Origin of the sequence: Variovorax sp. DAIF25, assembly GCF_050711835.1 — a bacterium.
GTDB lineage: Bacteria > Pseudomonadota > Gammaproteobacteria > Burkholderiales > Burkholderiaceae_C > Variovorax.
Genome location: NZ_CP136636.1, coordinates 418,276 through 433,252, shown reverse-complemented (window position 1 = coordinate 433,252; position 14,977 = coordinate 418,276). Strand labels below are relative to the sequence as shown.

Genomic DNA, 14,977 nt, shown 5'->3' with positions numbered 1-14,977 from the left:
ATGGCAAGAAAAACCGGCGACGTCATCCTGGACGTGCAGAACATCTCCCTGAGCTTCGGCGGCGTGAAGGCGCTGACGGACATCAGCTTCAACGTGCGCGAGCACGAGGTGCGGGCCATCATCGGGCCCAACGGCGCGGGCAAGAGCTCGATGCTCAACTGCATCAACGGCGTGTACTGGCCGCAGCAGGGCTCGATCACCTTCCGCGGCCAGACCTTCAAGCACATGAACTCGCGCCAGGTGGCCGAGATGGGCGTGGCGCGCACCTTCCAGAACCTGGCGCTGTTCAAGGGCATGAGCGTGCTCGACAACATCATGACGGGGCGCAACCTCAAGATGAAGAGCGGCCTGCTCGCGCAGGCGCTGCGCTGGGGCCCGGCCGAGCGCGAGGAGCTCAAGCAGCGCGAGTTCGTCGAGCACATCGTCGACTTCCTCGAGATCCAGGCGCACCGCAAGACGCCGGTGGGCCGCCTGCCCTACGGGCTGCAGAAGCGCGTGGACCTGGGCCGCGCGCTCGCGATGGAGCCGCAGGTGCTGCTGCTCGACGAGCCGATGGCCGGCATGAACGTGGAGGAGAAGCAGGACATGAGCCGCTTCATCCTCGACGTGAACGACGAGTTCGGCACCACCATCGTGCTGATCGAGCACGACATGGGCGTGGTGATGGACATCTCCGACCGCGTGGTGGTGCTCGACTACGGCAAGAAGATCGGCGACGGCACGCCCGACGAAGTGCGCAACAACGAAGACGTGATCCGGGCGTACCTGGGCGTGGAGCATTGATATGGGCTTTTTTCTTGAGACCCTCTTCGGCGGCCTGATGGTAGGCATGCTCTATTCGCTGATAGCGATCGGCTTCGTGCTGATCTACAAGGCCTCGGGCGTGTTCAACTTCGCGCAGGGCGCGATGGTGCTGTTCGCGGCGCTCGCGATGGCGCGCTTCGCCGAATGGATCCCGCGGTGGCTGGGCTTCCAGAGCCTGATCCTCGCGAACATCCTGGCCTTCATCGCGGCGATGGCGATCATGGTCGTGGTGGCCTGGCTGATCGAGCGGCTCGCGCTCAGCAAGCTCGTGAACCAGGAGGGCATCACGCTGCTGATGGCCACGCTGGGCATCGCCTACTTCCTCGACGGCCTGGGCCAGACGCTGTTCGGCAACGACATCTACAAGATCGACGTCGGCATGCCGAAGGAACCGCTGATGGTGCTCGAGAGCACCTTCCAGGGCGGCCTGCTGCTGAGCCAGGAGGACCTGATCGCGGCGCTGGTGGCGGCGGCGCTGGTGGTGGTGCTCGCGATCTTCTTCCAGAAGACCGCCACCGGCCGCGCGCTGCGCGCCGTGGCAGACGACCACCAGGCGGCGCAGTCGATCGGCATTCCGCTCAACCGCATCTGGGTGATCGTGTGGTCGGTGGCCGGCTTCTCGGCGCTGGTGGCCGGGATCATCTGGGGCTCCAAGCTCGGCGTGCAGTTCTCGCTCTCGCTGGTGGCGCTCAAGGCACTGCCGGTGGTGATCCTCGGCGGCCTGACCTCGATCCCGGGCGCGATCATCGGCGGCCTTTTGATCGGCGTGGGCGAGAAGCTCTCGGAGATCTACCTCGGGCCGATGCTCGGCGGCGGCATCGAGATCTGGTTCGCCTATGTGCTGGCGCTCGTGTTCCTGCTGGTTCGGCCGCAGGGGTTGTTCGGCGAGAAGATCATCGATCGGGTCTGAGACATGTTCTATAGAGAAAACGGGCAGTTCAAGTCGACCTACCGGGCCGACCAGCAGATCTTCCCGATCCTGCAGGACCGCGTGGCGATCCTCGCGCTGCTCGCGGTGGCCTTCATCGCGGTGCCGCTGGGCGTGTCGGACTACTGGATGCGCGCCATCCTCACGCCCTTCCTGATCCTGTCGCTCGCGGCCATCGGCCTCAACGTGCTGGTGGGCTACTGCGGCCAGATCTCGCTGGGCACCGGCGCCTTCATGGCGGTGGGCGCCTACGCGGCCTACAACTTCCACGTGCGCATCGACGGCATGCCGCTGATCGCCTCGCTGCTGCTGGGCGGCCTGTGCGCCACGGTGATCGGCGTGCTGTTCGGCATCCCGAGCCTGCGCATCAAGGGGCTGTACCTCGCCGTCGCCACGCTGGCGGCGCAGTTCTTCACCGACTGGGCCTTCCTGCGCATCCAGTGGTTCACCAACAACTCCTCGTCGGGTTCGGTCAGCGTGGCGGGCCTCAACGTGTTCGGCATCCCGATCGAGTCGCCGGTGCAGAAGTACCTGTTCTGCCTCGCGCTGGTGGTGATCTTCGCGCTGCTCGCGAAGAACCTGGTGCGCAGCGCGATCGGCCGCGAGTGGATGGCGATGCGCGACATGGACGTGGCGGCCGCGGTGATCGGCATCCGCCCGGTCTACGCCAAGCTCACGGCCTTCGCGGTCAGCAGCTTCATCGTCGGCGTGGCCGGCGCGCTGTGGGGCTTCGTGCACCTGGGGGCCTGGGAGCCCGCGGCCTTCAGCATCGACCGCTCGTTCCAGCTGCTGTTCATGGTGATCATCGGCGGCCTCGGCTCGATCATGGGCTGCTTCTTCGGTGCCGCCTTCATCGTGCTGCTGCCGCTGCTGCTGAACCAGCTGCCGGGCTGGCTGGGCTTCTCGATCTCGACCGCCCTGGCCTCGCACCTCGAATACATGATCTTCGGCGCGCTCATCGTGTTCTTCCTGATCGTGGAACCGCACGGCCTCGCGCGGCTGTGGTCCACGGCCAAGGAGAAGCTGCGGCTGTGGCCCTTCCCCCATTGAGCTTTTCAAGCGTTTTTTCGGCGTTGACAACCCGGCACCGCGGTGCCCCCAAAAAGGAGACAGGCATGAAACTGAAATCGCTCGCTCTGACCGCCGCCCTGGTGGCCGGCACCCTCGGCACCGCGCTGGCGCCCTCGCTCGCACAGGCACAGGCCAAGGAGCAGTTCTTCCCGCTGCTGGTCTATCGCACCGGCCCCTATGCACCCAACGGCACGCCCTGGGCCAACGGCAAGCAGGACTACCTGAAGCTGGTGAATGCGCAAGGCGGCATCAACGGCGTGAAGATCTCGTACGAAGAGTGCGAGACCGGCTACGCCACCGACAAGGGCGTGGAATGCTACGAGCGCCTCAAGGGCCGCCCGGGCGTCGCGCTGTTCGACCCGCAGGCCACCGGCATCACCTTCGCGCTGACCGACAAGGTGCTGACCGACAAGATCCCGCTGATCACGCTGGGCTATGGCCTCGCGGCCTCGCAGGACGGCGGCGTGTTCAAGTGGAACTTCCCGCTGATGGGCAGCTACTGGACCGCGGCCGACATCCTGATCCAGCACATCGGCAAGAAGGAAGGCGGCCTCGACAAGCTCAAGGGCAAGAAGATCGCGCTGGTCTATCACGACTCGCCGTTCGGCAAGGAACCGATCCCGCTGCTGCAGGAGCGCGCGAAGCAGAACGGCTTCGAGCTCTCGCTGATCCCCGTGACCGCGCCCGGCGTCGAGCAGAAGTCGGCCTGGCTGCAGGTGCGCCAGCAGCGGCCCGACTACGTGCTGCTGTGGGGCTGGGGCGTGATGAACTCCACCGCGCTCAAGGAAGCCGTGGCCACGGGCTACCCGCGCGAGAAGATGTACGGCGTGTGGTGGGCCGGCGCCGAGCCCGACGTGAAGGACGTGGGCGCGAATGCCAAGGGTTACAACGCGCTGGCGCTCAACACCTCGGGCACGCAGCCGAAGGTGATCCAGGACATCCTCAAGCAGGTGCACGAGAAGGGCCAGGGCACGGGTCCGAAGGACGAGGTGGGCTCGGTCCTCTACACGCGCGGCGTGATCATCCAGATGCTGTCGGTCGAGGCCGTGCGCCGCGCGCAGGAGCGCTTCGGCAAGGGCAAGGTCATGACCGGCGACCAGGTGCGCTGGGGCTTCGAGAACCTCGCGCTCGACCAGAAGAAGCTCGACGCGCTGGGCTTCTCGGGCGTGATGCGTCCGGTGAGCACCTCGTGCCAGGACCACATGGGCTCGACCTGGGCGCGTGTCCACACCTGGGACGGCACGCAGTGGGGCGGCATGTCGGACTGGTACCAGGCCGACGAGCAGATCATCAAGCCGATGGCGAAGGCCGCGGCCGACAAGTACGCGACCGAGAAGAAGCTCACGCGCCGCGACGCTGCGGACTGCCAGAGCTGACGGCACCCTCCCCCTACCCCCTCCCGCCAGGCGGAAGGGGGCCTGCCTCCCCTTCATGGGAGGCGGCATCCGCAAGCGCAGCGTCTCGTTCCACGTGCGCTTGCGGATGTCCGAAAGAACACCATGAGCCAACCCAACATCCTTCTCGACGTCAACGGCATCGAGGTCATCTACAACCACGTGATCCTGGTGCTCAAGGGCGTGTCGCTGAGCGTGCCCGAGGGCGGGATCGTGGCGCTGCTGGGCGGCAACGGCGCGGGCAAGACGACGACGCTGCGCGCGGTGAGCAACCTGCTCGCAGGCGAGCGCGGCGCGGTCACCAAGGGCACGATCGAATTGCGCGGCGAGCGCATCGAGGCGCTGTCGCCGGCCGAGCTGGTCAAGCGCGGGCTGATCCAGGTGATGGAAGGCCGCCACTGCTTCGCGCACCTGACCATCGAGGAGAACCTGATGACGGGCGCCTACACGCGCACCGACGGCAAGGCCGCGGTGCAGCAGACGCTCGAGAAGGTCTATGCCTACTTCCCGCGCCTGAAGACGCGGCGCACCTCGCAGGCGGCCTACACCTCGGGCGGCGAGCAGCAGATGTGCGCGATCGGCCGCGCACTGATGGCCAACCCGACGATGGTGCTGCTCGACGAGCCCTCGATGGGCCTGGCGCCGCAGATCGTGGAGGAGGTGTTCGAGATCGTGAAGGACCTCAACACCAAGGAACGCGTGACCTTCCTGCTGGCCGAACAGAACACCAACATGGCGCTGCGCTACGCCGACTACGGCTACATCCTCGAGAACGGCCGCATCGTGATGGACGGCGCGGCGCAGAGCCTGCGCGAGAACGAGGACGTGAAGGAGTTCTACCTCGGCGTGGGTGGGGCGGATCGCAAGAGCTTCCGGGATGTGAAGAGCTACAAGCGGCGCAAGAGGTGGCTGGCTTGATGTTCTTTCCTGCCGTCTGTGCTGTCCCTGCCGTCTACGGGTGGGGGTGGGCTCGCGCCGACGGGGTACTCCCCTCCGCGAATGTCCCCCGCCTTCGGCTCCTCCTTGATTTCGCTGCGGGGAGTACCCCATCGACGCGAGCCTGGACGCAATCGTTGTTGAACCGCCGGCACCGCCGCAGCGCCCACGTGCACAGAGCAGTGGGTGCTTCCCGCAGCGAAATAAAGGAGGAGCCCGAAGGGCGGGGGACATTCGCGGAGGGAAGTACCCGCTGTCCTGTGCACGCGCCCCGGACCTCCTTCTCGACCCAAGCCAGCGGAAAACCGAATTGAACAGATTGAAGGGTACGGACATGACCGACCACTACGACGCACTAGAGATCCGCGACCCTGCCGAACGCGAACGCGACCTGCTGGCCGCGCTGCCCCGACAGATCACCCAGGCCCAGACCGCCGCGCCCGCCCTCTCGAAGATCCTCGACGGCATCCAGGCCGCCGACGTCACCACGCGCGAGGCCCTCGCGAAGCTGCCGGTCACGCGCAAGTCGGAACTGCTCGAACTCCAGAAGCAAGGCCGCGAGAACGACCCCTTCGGTGGCTTCTCGGCCATTGCGCGCGGCACCCGCATGCCGCGCATATTCGCGAGCCCCGGCACCATCTACGAACCCGAGGGCGAGGCGCGCGACTACTGGCGCACCGCGCGCGCGCTGCACGCCGCGGGCTTTCGCAGCGGCGAGCTGATCCACAACAGCTTCAGCTATCACATGACACCGGCCGGCTCCATCATGGAGAGCGGCGCGCGCGCCGTCGGTTGTACCGTGTTCGCGGGCGGCACCGGCCAGACCGAACAGCAGCTCGAGGCCATGGTCGACCTCAAGCCCGAAGGGTATGCCGGCACCCCGAGCTTCCTCAAGATCCTGCTCGAGAAGGCCGAGGAGAAGGGCCAGAAGCTGCCCTGGCTCACCAAGGCCCTGGTCTCGGGCGAGGCCTTCCCGCCGAGCCTGCACGACTGGATCGCCGCGCGCGGCGTGAAAGGCACCCAGTGCTACGCCACCGCCGACCTCGGCCTCATCGCCTACGAGACCAGCGCGCGCGAAGGCCTGGTGCTCGACGAGGGCGTGCTGGTCGAGATCGTGCGGCCCGGCACCGGCGACCCCGTGCCCGACGGCGAGGTCGGCGAGATCGTCGTGACCACCTTCAACCCCGACTATCCGCTGGTGCGCTTCGGCACCGGCGACCTCTCGGCCGTGCTCGCGGGCACCTGCCCCACCGGCCGCACCAACAAGCGCATCAAGGGCTGGCTCGGCCGCGCCGACCAGACCACCAAGGTGCGCGGCATGTTCGTGCATCCCTCGCAGGTGGCCGAGATCGCGCGGCGCTTTCCCGAGATCCAGCGTGCGCGGCTCGTCGTGTCGGGCGAGATGGGCGACGACCAGATGAACTTCCGGCTCGAATGCGCGGGCGCGCCCGAGGGCCTGGTGGTGCGCATCGCCGAGGCCGTGCGCGAAGTGACCAAGCTGCGCGGCACCATCGAGCTGGTGGCGCCCGGCAGCCTGCCGAACGACGGCAAGGTGATCGAGGACGCGCGCAGCTACAAGTAGCGCCGGTACAGCCGGCGCGTCATGGCGCGCGCCAGCAGCACCGTGAGCGCCGCGTAGAGCGCGATCAGCACGACCATGAAGCCGGCCATCGCGCCGATGCCCTGCAGCGCCTTGATCGTGCCCACCGCGAGCGCGAACCACAGGAACGCGAAGACGATGCAGCCGAGCTGCACCAGCACGAAGCTCAGCAACGCGGCGGATACCGCGCGGAACGGCCGCACCGGCCACAGGCCCGGGCGTGTGCCCAGCCAGCCGCCCCAGATGGCGAGCGCGCCGGCCACGACCGGCGGCAGGGCCCAGGTCAGCAGCAGCGCCCAGGGCCCGCCGTCCTGCGAAGCACCGGCCCAGCGCGCCACGGCGAGCGCGCTCCAGACCTGCAGCGACGCGAACAGCGCCCCCACCAGCAGCGCCACCGCGGCGCGCGGCGAAGCACCGGCCGGCACCGTCGAGACTTCATCGGGCGCGCGCGCATCGAGCGCCTCGGCGGCCGCCGAGCGGCTGCGGCGCAGCGCGAAGCGGGCCGCGAGCCAGAGGCCCAGCACCAGCACCGCGAGCTGCACCAGCGACTGCAGCAGCGCTGCCAGCCCCAGGCTCAGGCGCGGCATGGCCTCGGCATAGCGGCCGCCCGGCATGAACATCAGCTGCAGCTCGTAGAACAGCGGCGTGAGCGCGAGGTGGTTGAGCACCAGCACCAGCAGCCAGGCGCCGCCGAAACGCAGTCGCGCGCCGCCCGACAGCGCCACCCGCGGCACGCCCAGCCGTTCGAGCGCATGGCGACCATGGCTCCAGGCCAGGCCGCCGATCAAGGCCCACGACATCGCCGTGCTCGCGACCAGCAGGATCCACACGCCGGCCTGCGCATAGGCGCGGCGGATCTGCGCCGCCTCGTCGGTGCCCGGCAGCAGCAGCATCGCGATGTTGATCGCGAGCAGCACGGCATCGAGGCCGACCGCGATCAGCGCGAAGTCGCGCGGCAGGCGCAGCGCGCGGGCATGGGCGGGGTCGGCGGTCGTCATCGGTCGGCAGGTCGTGTCGCTGTAAGGAAATGGCAGTCGACACGAGCGTATCGGAGGACGGCGGGACCGCCGTGTAGGCTCAGTGCGCGAGTGCGGGTTCCCGCGCGGCGGGTTCGGGCCCCACGTAGACCGACTGCGGCCGGATCAGCCGCCCCTTCTGCACCTGCTCGCGCGCATGCGCGAGCCAGCCCGCGGTGCGACCGGCCGCGAACACGCAGGTGAAGCTCTCGCGGCAGAAGCCCAGCGCCTCGAGCAGCAGCGCCGTGTCGAACTCGACGTTGGTCTCGAGTGGCCGATCGGGCTTCTTCTCGCGCAGGATCGCGAGCGCGGCCTGCTCCGCGGCCTCGGCCAGCGCGAAGCGCGCGGCATCGACCCCGCCCTCGGCGCTGAGCCGCTTCAGCGCGCCCTTGAGCGCATCGGCGCGCGGATCGCGCACGCGGTAGATACGGTGGCCGAAGCCCATCAGGCGCTGGCCCTCGGCCACCGCCGCCTCGAGCCAGGCCCGGGCCCGCTCGGCGCTGCCGATGGCGTCGAGCGCATCGAGCACCGGCCCGGGCGCGCCGCCATGCAGCGGCCCCTTGAGCGCGCTGATGCCCGCGAGCACCGCCGAGGCCAGGCCCGCGCCGGTGGACGCCACCACGCGCGCCGCGAAGGTCGAGGCATTGAGGCCGTGGTCGCAGACGGTGACGAGGTAGGTGTCGAGCGCCGCCGCCTGCGCGGCCGTGGGCGCGCGGCCATGCAGCATGCGCAGCATGTCGGCCGCGTGCCCCAAGCCTTCGTCGGGCGCGAGCGCCGGCACGCCGAGCCGCCAGCGCATCACCGCGCCGGTGTAGACCGCCGGGCCGGCCAGCAGGCGCAGCGCGGTCGCGAGGTCGTCGCCGTCGGGCAGCCGCGCGAGCAGCGCGCGCACCGCCTCGATCGCCGGCAGGCGGCGAAGCTGCGCCTCGTCGCCGGGCTGCAGCCGTTCGAAGGCCTCGCGCCGCGCGCGCCCCAACGCGATGCGCAGGCTGGCGGCATCGGGCGCGCGTTCGAAGAAGCCCTCGAACAGCGCGGCCGCCACGTCCTCGAACTGCCAGCGGCGCGCGATCTCGTCGAGCGTGTGGCCACGGATCACCAGCCGGCCCGCCGCGCCATCCACCTCCGACAGCACGGTGTGCGCCGCCACCACGCCTTCGAGTCCATCGTCGTTCATCGTTTCATGCTCCATCTATGTTCACGATGCGGACGATTCTGGCGCCGCTAACATTGACGTCAATCTTGATCCATTCCGTCAACATGACCCGCTCCTCGCCCTGGCTTCCCGCCGCCGAAGCGCTCGCCCTGATGCAGGTGCGGCCCCAGACGCTCTATGCCGGCGTGAGCCGCGGCCGCATCCGCGCCAAGCCCGATGCCGCCGACCCGCGGCGCAGCCTCTACCACCGCGACGACGTGCAGCGGCTCGCGGCGCGCGCGCAGGGGCGGCGCAGCAGCGAGGCGGTGGCGAGCGAGGCGATTCAGTGGGGCGAGCCGGTGCTGCCCTCGGCCGTGTCGACCGTGGCCGGCGGGCGGCTCTGGTACCGCGGGCAGGACGCCTGCGCGCTGTCGATCGAGGCGACGCTCGAGGACGTGGCGGGCCTGCTGTGGGAGTGCGCACCGCCGCGCCTGTCTTCGGATGAAGCCACCGCGCGCGACGGCATGCCGCCGCTGCAGGCGGGCCTGCGCGCGCTCGCGCTGCGCGCGGCGATCGACCCGCCCTCGCGCGGCCGCTCGCCGCAGGCCCTGCGCGCCGAGGCCGCCGAGGTGGTGGGCACGCTGGCCGATGCGCTGATCGGCAAGGTGCCCGCGAGCGCCGCCGCGCAGCCGCTGCATGCGCGCCTCGCCGCGGCCTGGCGCCGGCCGCGTGCCGCTGCGCAACTGCGCCGTGCGCTGGTGCTGCTGGCCGACCACGAGCTCAATGCCTCGACCTTCGCGGCGCGCGTCACGGCCTCCACCGGCGCCTCGCTCGCGGCCTGCCTGCTGACCGGCCTCGCGACCCTGACCGGCCCGCTGCACGGCGGCGCGGCGCGCGCCGTGCAGGCGCTGGTGCGGCAAGCCGGGCAGTCGAGCGCCGACGCGGCCGCGCGCGAATGGCTCGCGCACGACCGGCCGCTCGCGGCCTTCGGCCATCCGCTCTATCCGGCCGGCGACGTGCGTTGTGCCGCGCTGCTCGAGGAACTCGAACTGCCGCCGGCCTTCGCGGCGCTGCGCGAGGCCGGCGAGCGCCTCGTGGGCGAGCCCGTCAACATCGACTTCGCGCTGGCCGCGCTCGCGGCCGTGCACAAGCTGCCGGCCGATGCGCCACTGGTGCTGTTCGCGCTCGCGCGCAGCGTGGGCTGGACCGCGCACGTGCTCGAGCAGGCCGCCACGGGCCACTTGATCCGGCCGCGGGCGCGCTACACGGGGCCGGCCGTCGCGCAGGACTGAAGCGCAACCTCAGTGGTGCTGCAGCGCCGCCTCGTGCGCCAGCTCGAACAAGCGCACCATCTCGCGGTTGAAGGCCGGCAGGTCGTCGGGCTTGCGGCTGGTCACGAGCTCATGGTCGACCACGACCTCCTGGTCGCTCCAGCGCGCGCCCGCATTGCGCAGGTCGGCGCGCAGCGAGGGCCACGAGGTCATGCGCCGGTCCTTCACGCCGCCGGCATCGATCAGGGTCCAGGGCCCGTGGCAGATCGCCGCGATCGGCTTGCCGGCCTCGACGAAGGCGCGCACGAACGCGACCGCCTTCTCGTCGATGCGCAAGGCATCGGGATTGACGACACCGCCGGGCAGCAGCAGCGCATCGAAGTCGCCGGGGTTCGCTGTCTTGAGCGGCACGTCGACCTCGAAGGTGTCGGCCGGATCGTGGTGCTTCCAGCCGCGCACGCTGCCGTCGAGCGGCGAGACGACCTGCGTCTTCGCGCCCGCGGCTTCCAGCGACTTGCGCGGCTCGGTCATCTCGACCTGCTCGAAGCCGTCCGAGACGAGGATCGCGACCGTCATTCCGTCCAGTGAAGAGGTGGTGATGGTGGGCATGGTGAATCACTCCTTGGGTGGGTTTCTCGAGGCAATGAAACTTCACCCTAGGCCCGTGCCACGCATGCCGCATCGGCCGGCGCCGGCCACCGTTGTCGGACAGTTCGACGGCCGGCAACCTCCGCTTACTTGTCGAGGCCCGCGAGACAGACGTACTTGACCTCGAGGAAATCGTCGAGCCCGTACTTCGAACCCTCGCGCCCCAGCCCCGACTGCTTGACGCCGCCGAACGGCGCCTCGGCGGTCGACACCAGGCCGGTGTTGACGCCGACGATGCCCGACTCCAGCGACTCGGCCACGCGCATGATGCGGCCGATGTCGCGGCTGTAGAAATACGCGGCGAGGCCGAACTCGGTGTCGTTGGCCGCGGCGACGGCCTGCTCCTCGGTGTCGAAGGCGAAGATCGGCGCCAGCGGGCCGAAGGTCTCCTCGCGCGCGAACAGCATGTCGGCGGTGGCGCCGCCGATCACCGTGGGCTCGTAGAACAGGCCGCCGAGCGCATGGCGCTTGCCGCCGGCCAGCACCTGGCCGCCCTTGGCCACGGCGTCGGCCACGTGCTCCTCGATCTTCTCGACCGCCTTGGCATCGATCAGCGGGCCCTGGTTGACGCCGGCCTCGGTGCCGTCGCCGACCTTGAGCGCCTGGACCTTGGCCACCAGCTTCTGCGTGAAGGCCTCGAGCACGCCGCGCTGCACGTAGAGGCGGTTGGCGCAGACGCAGGTCTGGCCGGTGTTGCGGTACTTCGAGACCATCGCGCCCTCGACGGCCGCGTCGATGTCGGCATCGTCGAACACGATGAAGGGCGCGTTGCCGCCGAGCTCGAGCGAGAGCTTCTTGATGGTGTCGGCCGACTGCTTCATCAGCGTGCGGCCGACCTCGGTGGAACCGGTGAAGCTGAGCTTGCGCACGATCGGGCTGCGCGTCATCTCGCCGCCGATCTTGCTGGCCGAGCCGGTGAGCACCGACAGCAGGCCCTTGGGCACGCCCGCGCGCGCGGCCAGTTCGGCGAAGGCCAGCGCCGAATACGGCGTCTGCGTGGCGGGCTTGACCACCATCGCGCAACCCGCGGCCAGCGCCGGGCCGGCCTTGCGCGTGAGCATGGCGGCCGGGAAGTTCCAGGGCGTGATCGCGGCCGTCACGCCCACGGGCTGCTTGAGCGCGAGGATGCGGCGGTCGGCCTGCGGCGCGGGAATGGTGTCGCCGTAGACGCGGCGCGCCTCCTCGGCGAACCACTCGATGAACGAGGCGGCGTAGGCGATCTCGCCGCGGCTCTCGGCCAGCGGCTTGCCCTGCTCGGTGGTCATGATCAGCGCGAGGTCGTCGACGTTGGCCAGCATCAGGTCGTTGAGCTTGCGCAGGATCGCCGAGCGCTCCTTGGCGGGCAGCCGGGCCCAGCCCTTCTGCGCCTTCTCGGCGGCCGCGATGGCGCGCTCGGTCTCGGCCGTGCCGCACATCGGCACGGTGCCGATGGTCTCGCCGTTGGCGGGGTTGGTCACGGCGACGGTGGTGCCGTCGTCGGCATCGATCCAGGCGCCGGCAACATAGGCCTGCTGGCGCAGCAGGGTCGGGTCTTTGAGTCGAAGGGCGGGCATCGGGCAGGGTCTCCGGGTCGTCGTTGCTGAAAGGGGAAACGACGAGGGGACCACGCCCGGGCCCGGGCCGCAAGCCGCGCGCGCCAAATCCGCGCGTGCGGCTCGGGTTTGGCGACGCCTACTTGCAGCTGGCGGGCAGCGCCTTCTCGGCCAGGCCCTCGCCCGCGCCGCAGGTCCAGCGCAGGCCCTGGCCCGAGGGCGCGGGCTCCATCAGCAGCGTGCCGCGCGCGGTCTGCACCTCGACCACCATGGTGTCGCTGTCGAGCCGCAGCGCGGTGCCGTCGGGCAGGGTCTCGGGCAGTCCCGCGGCCTCGAGGCTCTCGGGGATCTCCTCCTTCTCGCGGTAGTACTCGGCGAGCGCGAGGCGCACCGGCGCACCGTTGGCCCAGGCCTGCGCGACCACCGCGCGCGACTGGTACTCCTGGTAGGCGGGAATCGCCGCCGCGGCCGCGATGCCGATCACGGCCACCGTCACCAGGATGCCGAGCGCGCCGCCGCCGGCGCGGCCCGCGTAGGGCACGAACAGGCCCAGCAGGTAGGCCGCGGGATTGCGCTCGGGCAGCCGCGCGGCCGGGTCGATGGCACGCGCCACGCGCTTGGTGAGCCAGGGGTAGCCGCCGACCACTTCGTGGAACGAGCCCCAGAAGCCGGCATTGGCGCGCGACTGCGCCGCATAGGCGTTCATGTCGACGTTGCGCCACTGGTGCGCGCCGGCAGCCAGCGCGAGCAGCGCGCGCGGCGCGGAATCGAGCTGCTCGCAGCAGGCGGCGCCGTGCAGGTCGCAGGTGTATTCCTTGGCGCGTGCATAGGCCGCGCCCAGCAGCGGCAGCCACAGCACCGGCGCGCGCCAGAAGTGGCCCGTGAGGTGCTTGCGCCGGATGTGGCCGAGCTCGTGGCCGATGTAGAAGTTGATGCCGTCGGGTTGCGGCTCCATCGCGTCGACCACGTCCGACAGCAGGATCACGAAGTCGCGCCCGAGGAAGCGGGTGGCGAAGGCATTGAACATGCCGTCGCCGTGCAGCAGGTAGGCCTCGGGCGGCGTGGCGATGCCGAGCCGGGCGCAGCAGGCCTCGAAGCGCGCGTTGAGTTCGGGCAGCTGGGTCGGCGAGAGCTTCACGCCGGTGCCCTTGATCCAGGCGATCAGCGCCGAGTGCGCGAAGCAGTAGCCGATGAAGCCCATCAGCAGGTAGAGCAGCAGGATGCCGAAGGTGCCCACCAGCAGGGCCAGCCAGACCAGCAGGCCGAGCACGAGCGTGATCGCGCCGAGCGTGCGCTCGCGCGGATAGACCAGAGGATCCATGTGTGTTTTCCCTTCTTTTGTCGCGGCCCGGCGGGCCGCACCGTCGTTGCGGTATGCGCGCCCCCCATGGCGCGTCTCCCAGGGAAACATCATGCCCGAGCCGCGCGGCGCAACGGTGGCGCCCCTCCTTCCGCAGGAGCCTCTGCCCGCCTTGCCATGTGGACTAGGGCTTGTGGGGATTCGTCAGGGCATGGTCAGCCTTTAAGATCGCGCCCGCTTTCAATTTCCCTTCATTCCTTTTTCCTCTTCCGGGGGTCCTCTCCATGAAAAAACTGCTAGCCCTGACGGCGATCGCCGCTGTTGCCATCGGCGCCCACGCCCAGGACTACCCGAGCGGCAAGCCCATCAGCATCGTGGTGCCCTTCGCCGCCGGCGGCCCCACCGACCGCGTCGCGCGCGACCTCGCCGAGGCGCTGCGCAAGCCGCTCGGCGGCGCCAGCGTGGTGATCGACAACGTGCCCGGCGCCGGCAGCTCGATCGGCGCGGCCAAGGTGGCGCGCGCGGCACCGGACGGCTACACGCTGCTGCTCAACCACATCGCGATGTCGACCATCCCGACGCTGGTGCGCAACGTGCCGTTCAAGGTCGAGAGCGACTTCGAGTACCTGGGCATCATCAACGACGTGCCGATGACCCTGATCGCCAAGCCCAGCCTGCCGGCCAACAACTACAAGGAACTGACCGACTGGATCGGCGCCAACAAGGGCAAGATCAACCTCGGCAACGCGGGCGTGGGCTCGGCCTCGCACCTGTGCGGCCTGCTCTACCAGAGCGCGATGAAGACCGAGATGACGCCCGTGCCCTACAAGGGAACGGCGCCGGCCATCACCGACCTGATCGGCGGCCAGATCGACCTGCTGTGCGACCAGACCACCAACACCTCGCCGCAGATCGAGGGCAAGAAGGTCAAGGCCTATGCCGTGACCACGCCCAAGCGCCTGACGGTGCCGCTGCTCAAGGACCTGCCCACGCTGCAGGAGTCGGGCCTGAAGGACTTCCAGGTCACGATCTGGCACGGCCTCTATGCGCCCAAGGGCACGCCGGCACCGGTGCTGAAGAAGCTCAACGACGCGCTGAAGGTCGCGCTCAAGGACCCCGACTTCCTGAAGAAGGAAGAAGCGCTGGGCGCCGTGGTGGCGGTCGACGGCCGCATCGAGCCCGATGGCCACAAGAAGTTCGTGCAGGCCGAGATCGCCAAGTGGAGCCCGATCATCAAGGCCGCGGGCGTGTACGCCGACTGATCGATCGCGTCGCTCGCATCAACGACGAAGCCGCCGGCCCTCGCGGGCCCGGCGGCTTTTTTCATGGGCCGCCGAGCGCGGCC

At 69.7% G+C, this 14,977-nt stretch carries 13 protein-coding genes; 8 read left to right on the top strand and 5 right to left on the bottom strand.

Annotation, left to right across the window (positions count from 1 at the left end):
• From R0232_RS01980 to R0232_RS01955, 6 genes are all read left to right on the top strand, one after another.
• Positions 1-783 (top strand): ABC transporter ATP-binding protein, encoded by a 783-nt coding sequence (locus R0232_RS01980; protein ID WP_093344128.1) that lies wholly within the window; start codon positions 1-3, stop codon positions 781-783.
• A gap of 1 nt (position 784) precedes the next feature.
• On the top strand, positions 785-1,714 hold the full coding sequence (locus R0232_RS01975) for a branched-chain amino acid ABC transporter permease (RefSeq protein WP_431511086.1): 930 nt from the start codon (positions 785-787) through the stop codon (positions 1,712-1,714).
• Between the two features lie 3 nt (positions 1,715-1,717).
• Positions 1,718-2,782 carry a branched-chain amino acid ABC transporter permease gene (locus R0232_RS01970; protein WP_057597141.1) on the top strand — a complete coding sequence of 355 codons (1,065 nt, stop codon included), beginning with the start codon at positions 1,718-1,720 and terminating at the stop codon, positions 2,780-2,782.
• A 65-nt stretch (positions 2,783-2,847) separates the two neighbouring features.
• On the top strand, positions 2,848-4,179 hold the full coding sequence (locus R0232_RS01965) for an ABC transporter substrate-binding protein (protein WP_431511085.1): 1,332 nt from the start codon (positions 2,848-2,850) through the stop codon (positions 4,177-4,179).
• Between the two features lie 123 nt (positions 4,180-4,302).
• Complete coding sequence (locus R0232_RS01960) at positions 4,303-5,115, top strand: ABC transporter ATP-binding protein (protein WP_093344123.1); 813 nt, start codon at positions 4,303-4,305, stop codon at positions 5,113-5,115.
• Between the two features lie 352 nt (positions 5,116-5,467).
• Positions 5,468-6,715 carry a phenylacetate--CoA ligase family protein gene (locus R0232_RS01955; RefSeq protein WP_431511084.1) on the top strand — a complete coding sequence of 416 codons (1,248 nt, stop codon included), beginning with the start codon at positions 5,468-5,470 and terminating at the stop codon, positions 6,713-6,715.
• On the opposite strand, the gene R0232_RS01950 is transcribed toward R0232_RS01955, so the two are convergent.
• Both R0232_RS01950 and R0232_RS01945 read right to left on the bottom strand, forming a co-directional pair.
• A complete protein-coding gene (locus tag R0232_RS01950; protein ID WP_431511083.1) occupies positions 6,706-7,731 on the bottom strand; it encodes a hypothetical protein in 1,026 nt (341 codons plus the stop codon). The genes R0232_RS01955 and R0232_RS01950 overlap by 10 nt on opposite strands.
• A gap of 79 nt (positions 7,732-7,810) precedes the next feature.
• Positions 7,811-8,923, bottom strand: a complete 1,113-nt coding sequence (locus tag R0232_RS01945; RefSeq protein ID WP_431511082.1) for a citrate synthase/methylcitrate synthase — start codon at positions 8,921-8,923, stop codon at positions 7,811-7,813.
• A gap of 83 nt (positions 8,924-9,006) precedes the next feature.
• On the opposite strand from R0232_RS01945, the gene R0232_RS01940 reads away from it, so the two are divergent.
• A complete protein-coding gene (locus R0232_RS01940; protein WP_431511081.1) occupies positions 9,007-10,173 on the top strand; it encodes a citrate synthase in 1,167 nt (388 codons plus the stop codon).
• A 9-nt stretch (positions 10,174-10,182) separates the two neighbouring features.
• Here R0232_RS01940 and R0232_RS01935 read toward each other — a convergent pair whose 3' ends face one another.
• From R0232_RS01935 to R0232_RS01925, 3 genes are all read right to left on the bottom strand, one after another.
• Positions 10,183-10,761: a type 1 glutamine amidotransferase domain-containing protein gene (locus R0232_RS01935; protein WP_431511080.1), complete on the bottom strand. Its 579-nt coding sequence runs from the start codon at positions 10,759-10,761 to the stop codon at positions 10,183-10,185.
• Between the two features lie 125 nt (positions 10,762-10,886).
• Complete coding sequence (locus R0232_RS01930; RefSeq protein WP_431511079.1) at positions 10,887-12,353, bottom strand: NAD-dependent succinate-semialdehyde dehydrogenase; 1,467 nt, start codon at positions 12,351-12,353, stop codon at positions 10,887-10,889.
• A 118-nt stretch (positions 12,354-12,471) separates the two neighbouring features.
• Positions 12,472-13,653: a M48 family metalloprotease gene (locus R0232_RS01925; protein WP_431511078.1), complete on the bottom strand. Its 1,182-nt coding sequence runs from the start codon at positions 13,651-13,653 to the stop codon at positions 12,472-12,474.
• 263 nt (positions 13,654-13,916) lie between these two features.
• Here R0232_RS01925 and R0232_RS01920 point away from each other — a divergent pair, with 263 nt between their 5' ends.
• Complete coding sequence (locus R0232_RS01920) at positions 13,917-14,894, top strand: tripartite tricarboxylate transporter substrate-binding protein (protein ID WP_093344113.1); 978 nt, start codon at positions 13,917-13,919, stop codon at positions 14,892-14,894.
• Positions 14,895-14,977 lie beyond the last annotated feature (83 nt).

Bases quoted from the DNA above. Each gene is read 5' to 3' on its own strand.
- R0232_RS01965 (WP_431511085.1), top strand. From the start codon at position 2,848: ATGAAACTGAAATCGCTCGCTCTGACCGCCGCCCTGGTGGCCGGCACC.
- R0232_RS01945 (WP_431511082.1), bottom strand. From the start codon at position 8,923: ATGAACGACGATGGACTCGAAGGCGTGGTGGCGGCGCACACCGTGCTG.
- R0232_RS01970 (WP_057597141.1), top strand. From the start codon at position 1,718: ATGTTCTATAGAGAAAACGGGCAGTTCAAGTCGACCTACCGGGCCGAC.
- R0232_RS01950 (WP_431511083.1), bottom strand. From the start codon at position 7,731: ATGACGACCGCCGACCCCGCCCATGCCCGCGCGCTGCGCCTGCCGCGC.
- R0232_RS01975 (WP_431511086.1), top strand. From the start codon at position 785: ATGGGCTTTTTTCTTGAGACCCTCTTCGGCGGCCTGATGGTAGGCATG.
- R0232_RS01935 (WP_431511080.1), bottom strand. From the start codon at position 10,761: ATGCCCACCATCACCACCTCTTCACTGGACGGAATGACGGTCGCGATC.
- R0232_RS01920 (WP_093344113.1), top strand. From the start codon at position 13,917: ATGAAAAAACTGCTAGCCCTGACGGCGATCGCCGCTGTTGCCATCGGC.
- R0232_RS01960 (WP_093344123.1), top strand. From the start codon at position 4,303: ATGAGCCAACCCAACATCCTTCTCGACGTCAACGGCATCGAGGTCATC.
- R0232_RS01925 (WP_431511078.1), bottom strand. From the start codon at position 13,653: ATGGATCCTCTGGTCTATCCGCGCGAGCGCACGCTCGGCGCGATCACG.
- R0232_RS01955 (WP_431511084.1), top strand. From the start codon at position 5,468: ATGACCGACCACTACGACGCACTAGAGATCCGCGACCCTGCCGAACGC.
- R0232_RS01940 (WP_431511081.1), top strand. From the start codon at position 9,007: ATGACCCGCTCCTCGCCCTGGCTTCCCGCCGCCGAAGCGCTCGCCCTG.
- R0232_RS01930 (WP_431511079.1), bottom strand. From the start codon at position 12,353: ATGCCCGCCCTTCGACTCAAAGACCCGACCCTGCTGCGCCAGCAGGCC.
- R0232_RS01980 (WP_093344128.1), top strand. From the start codon at position 1: ATGGCAAGAAAAACCGGCGACGTCATCCTGGACGTGCAGAACATCTCC.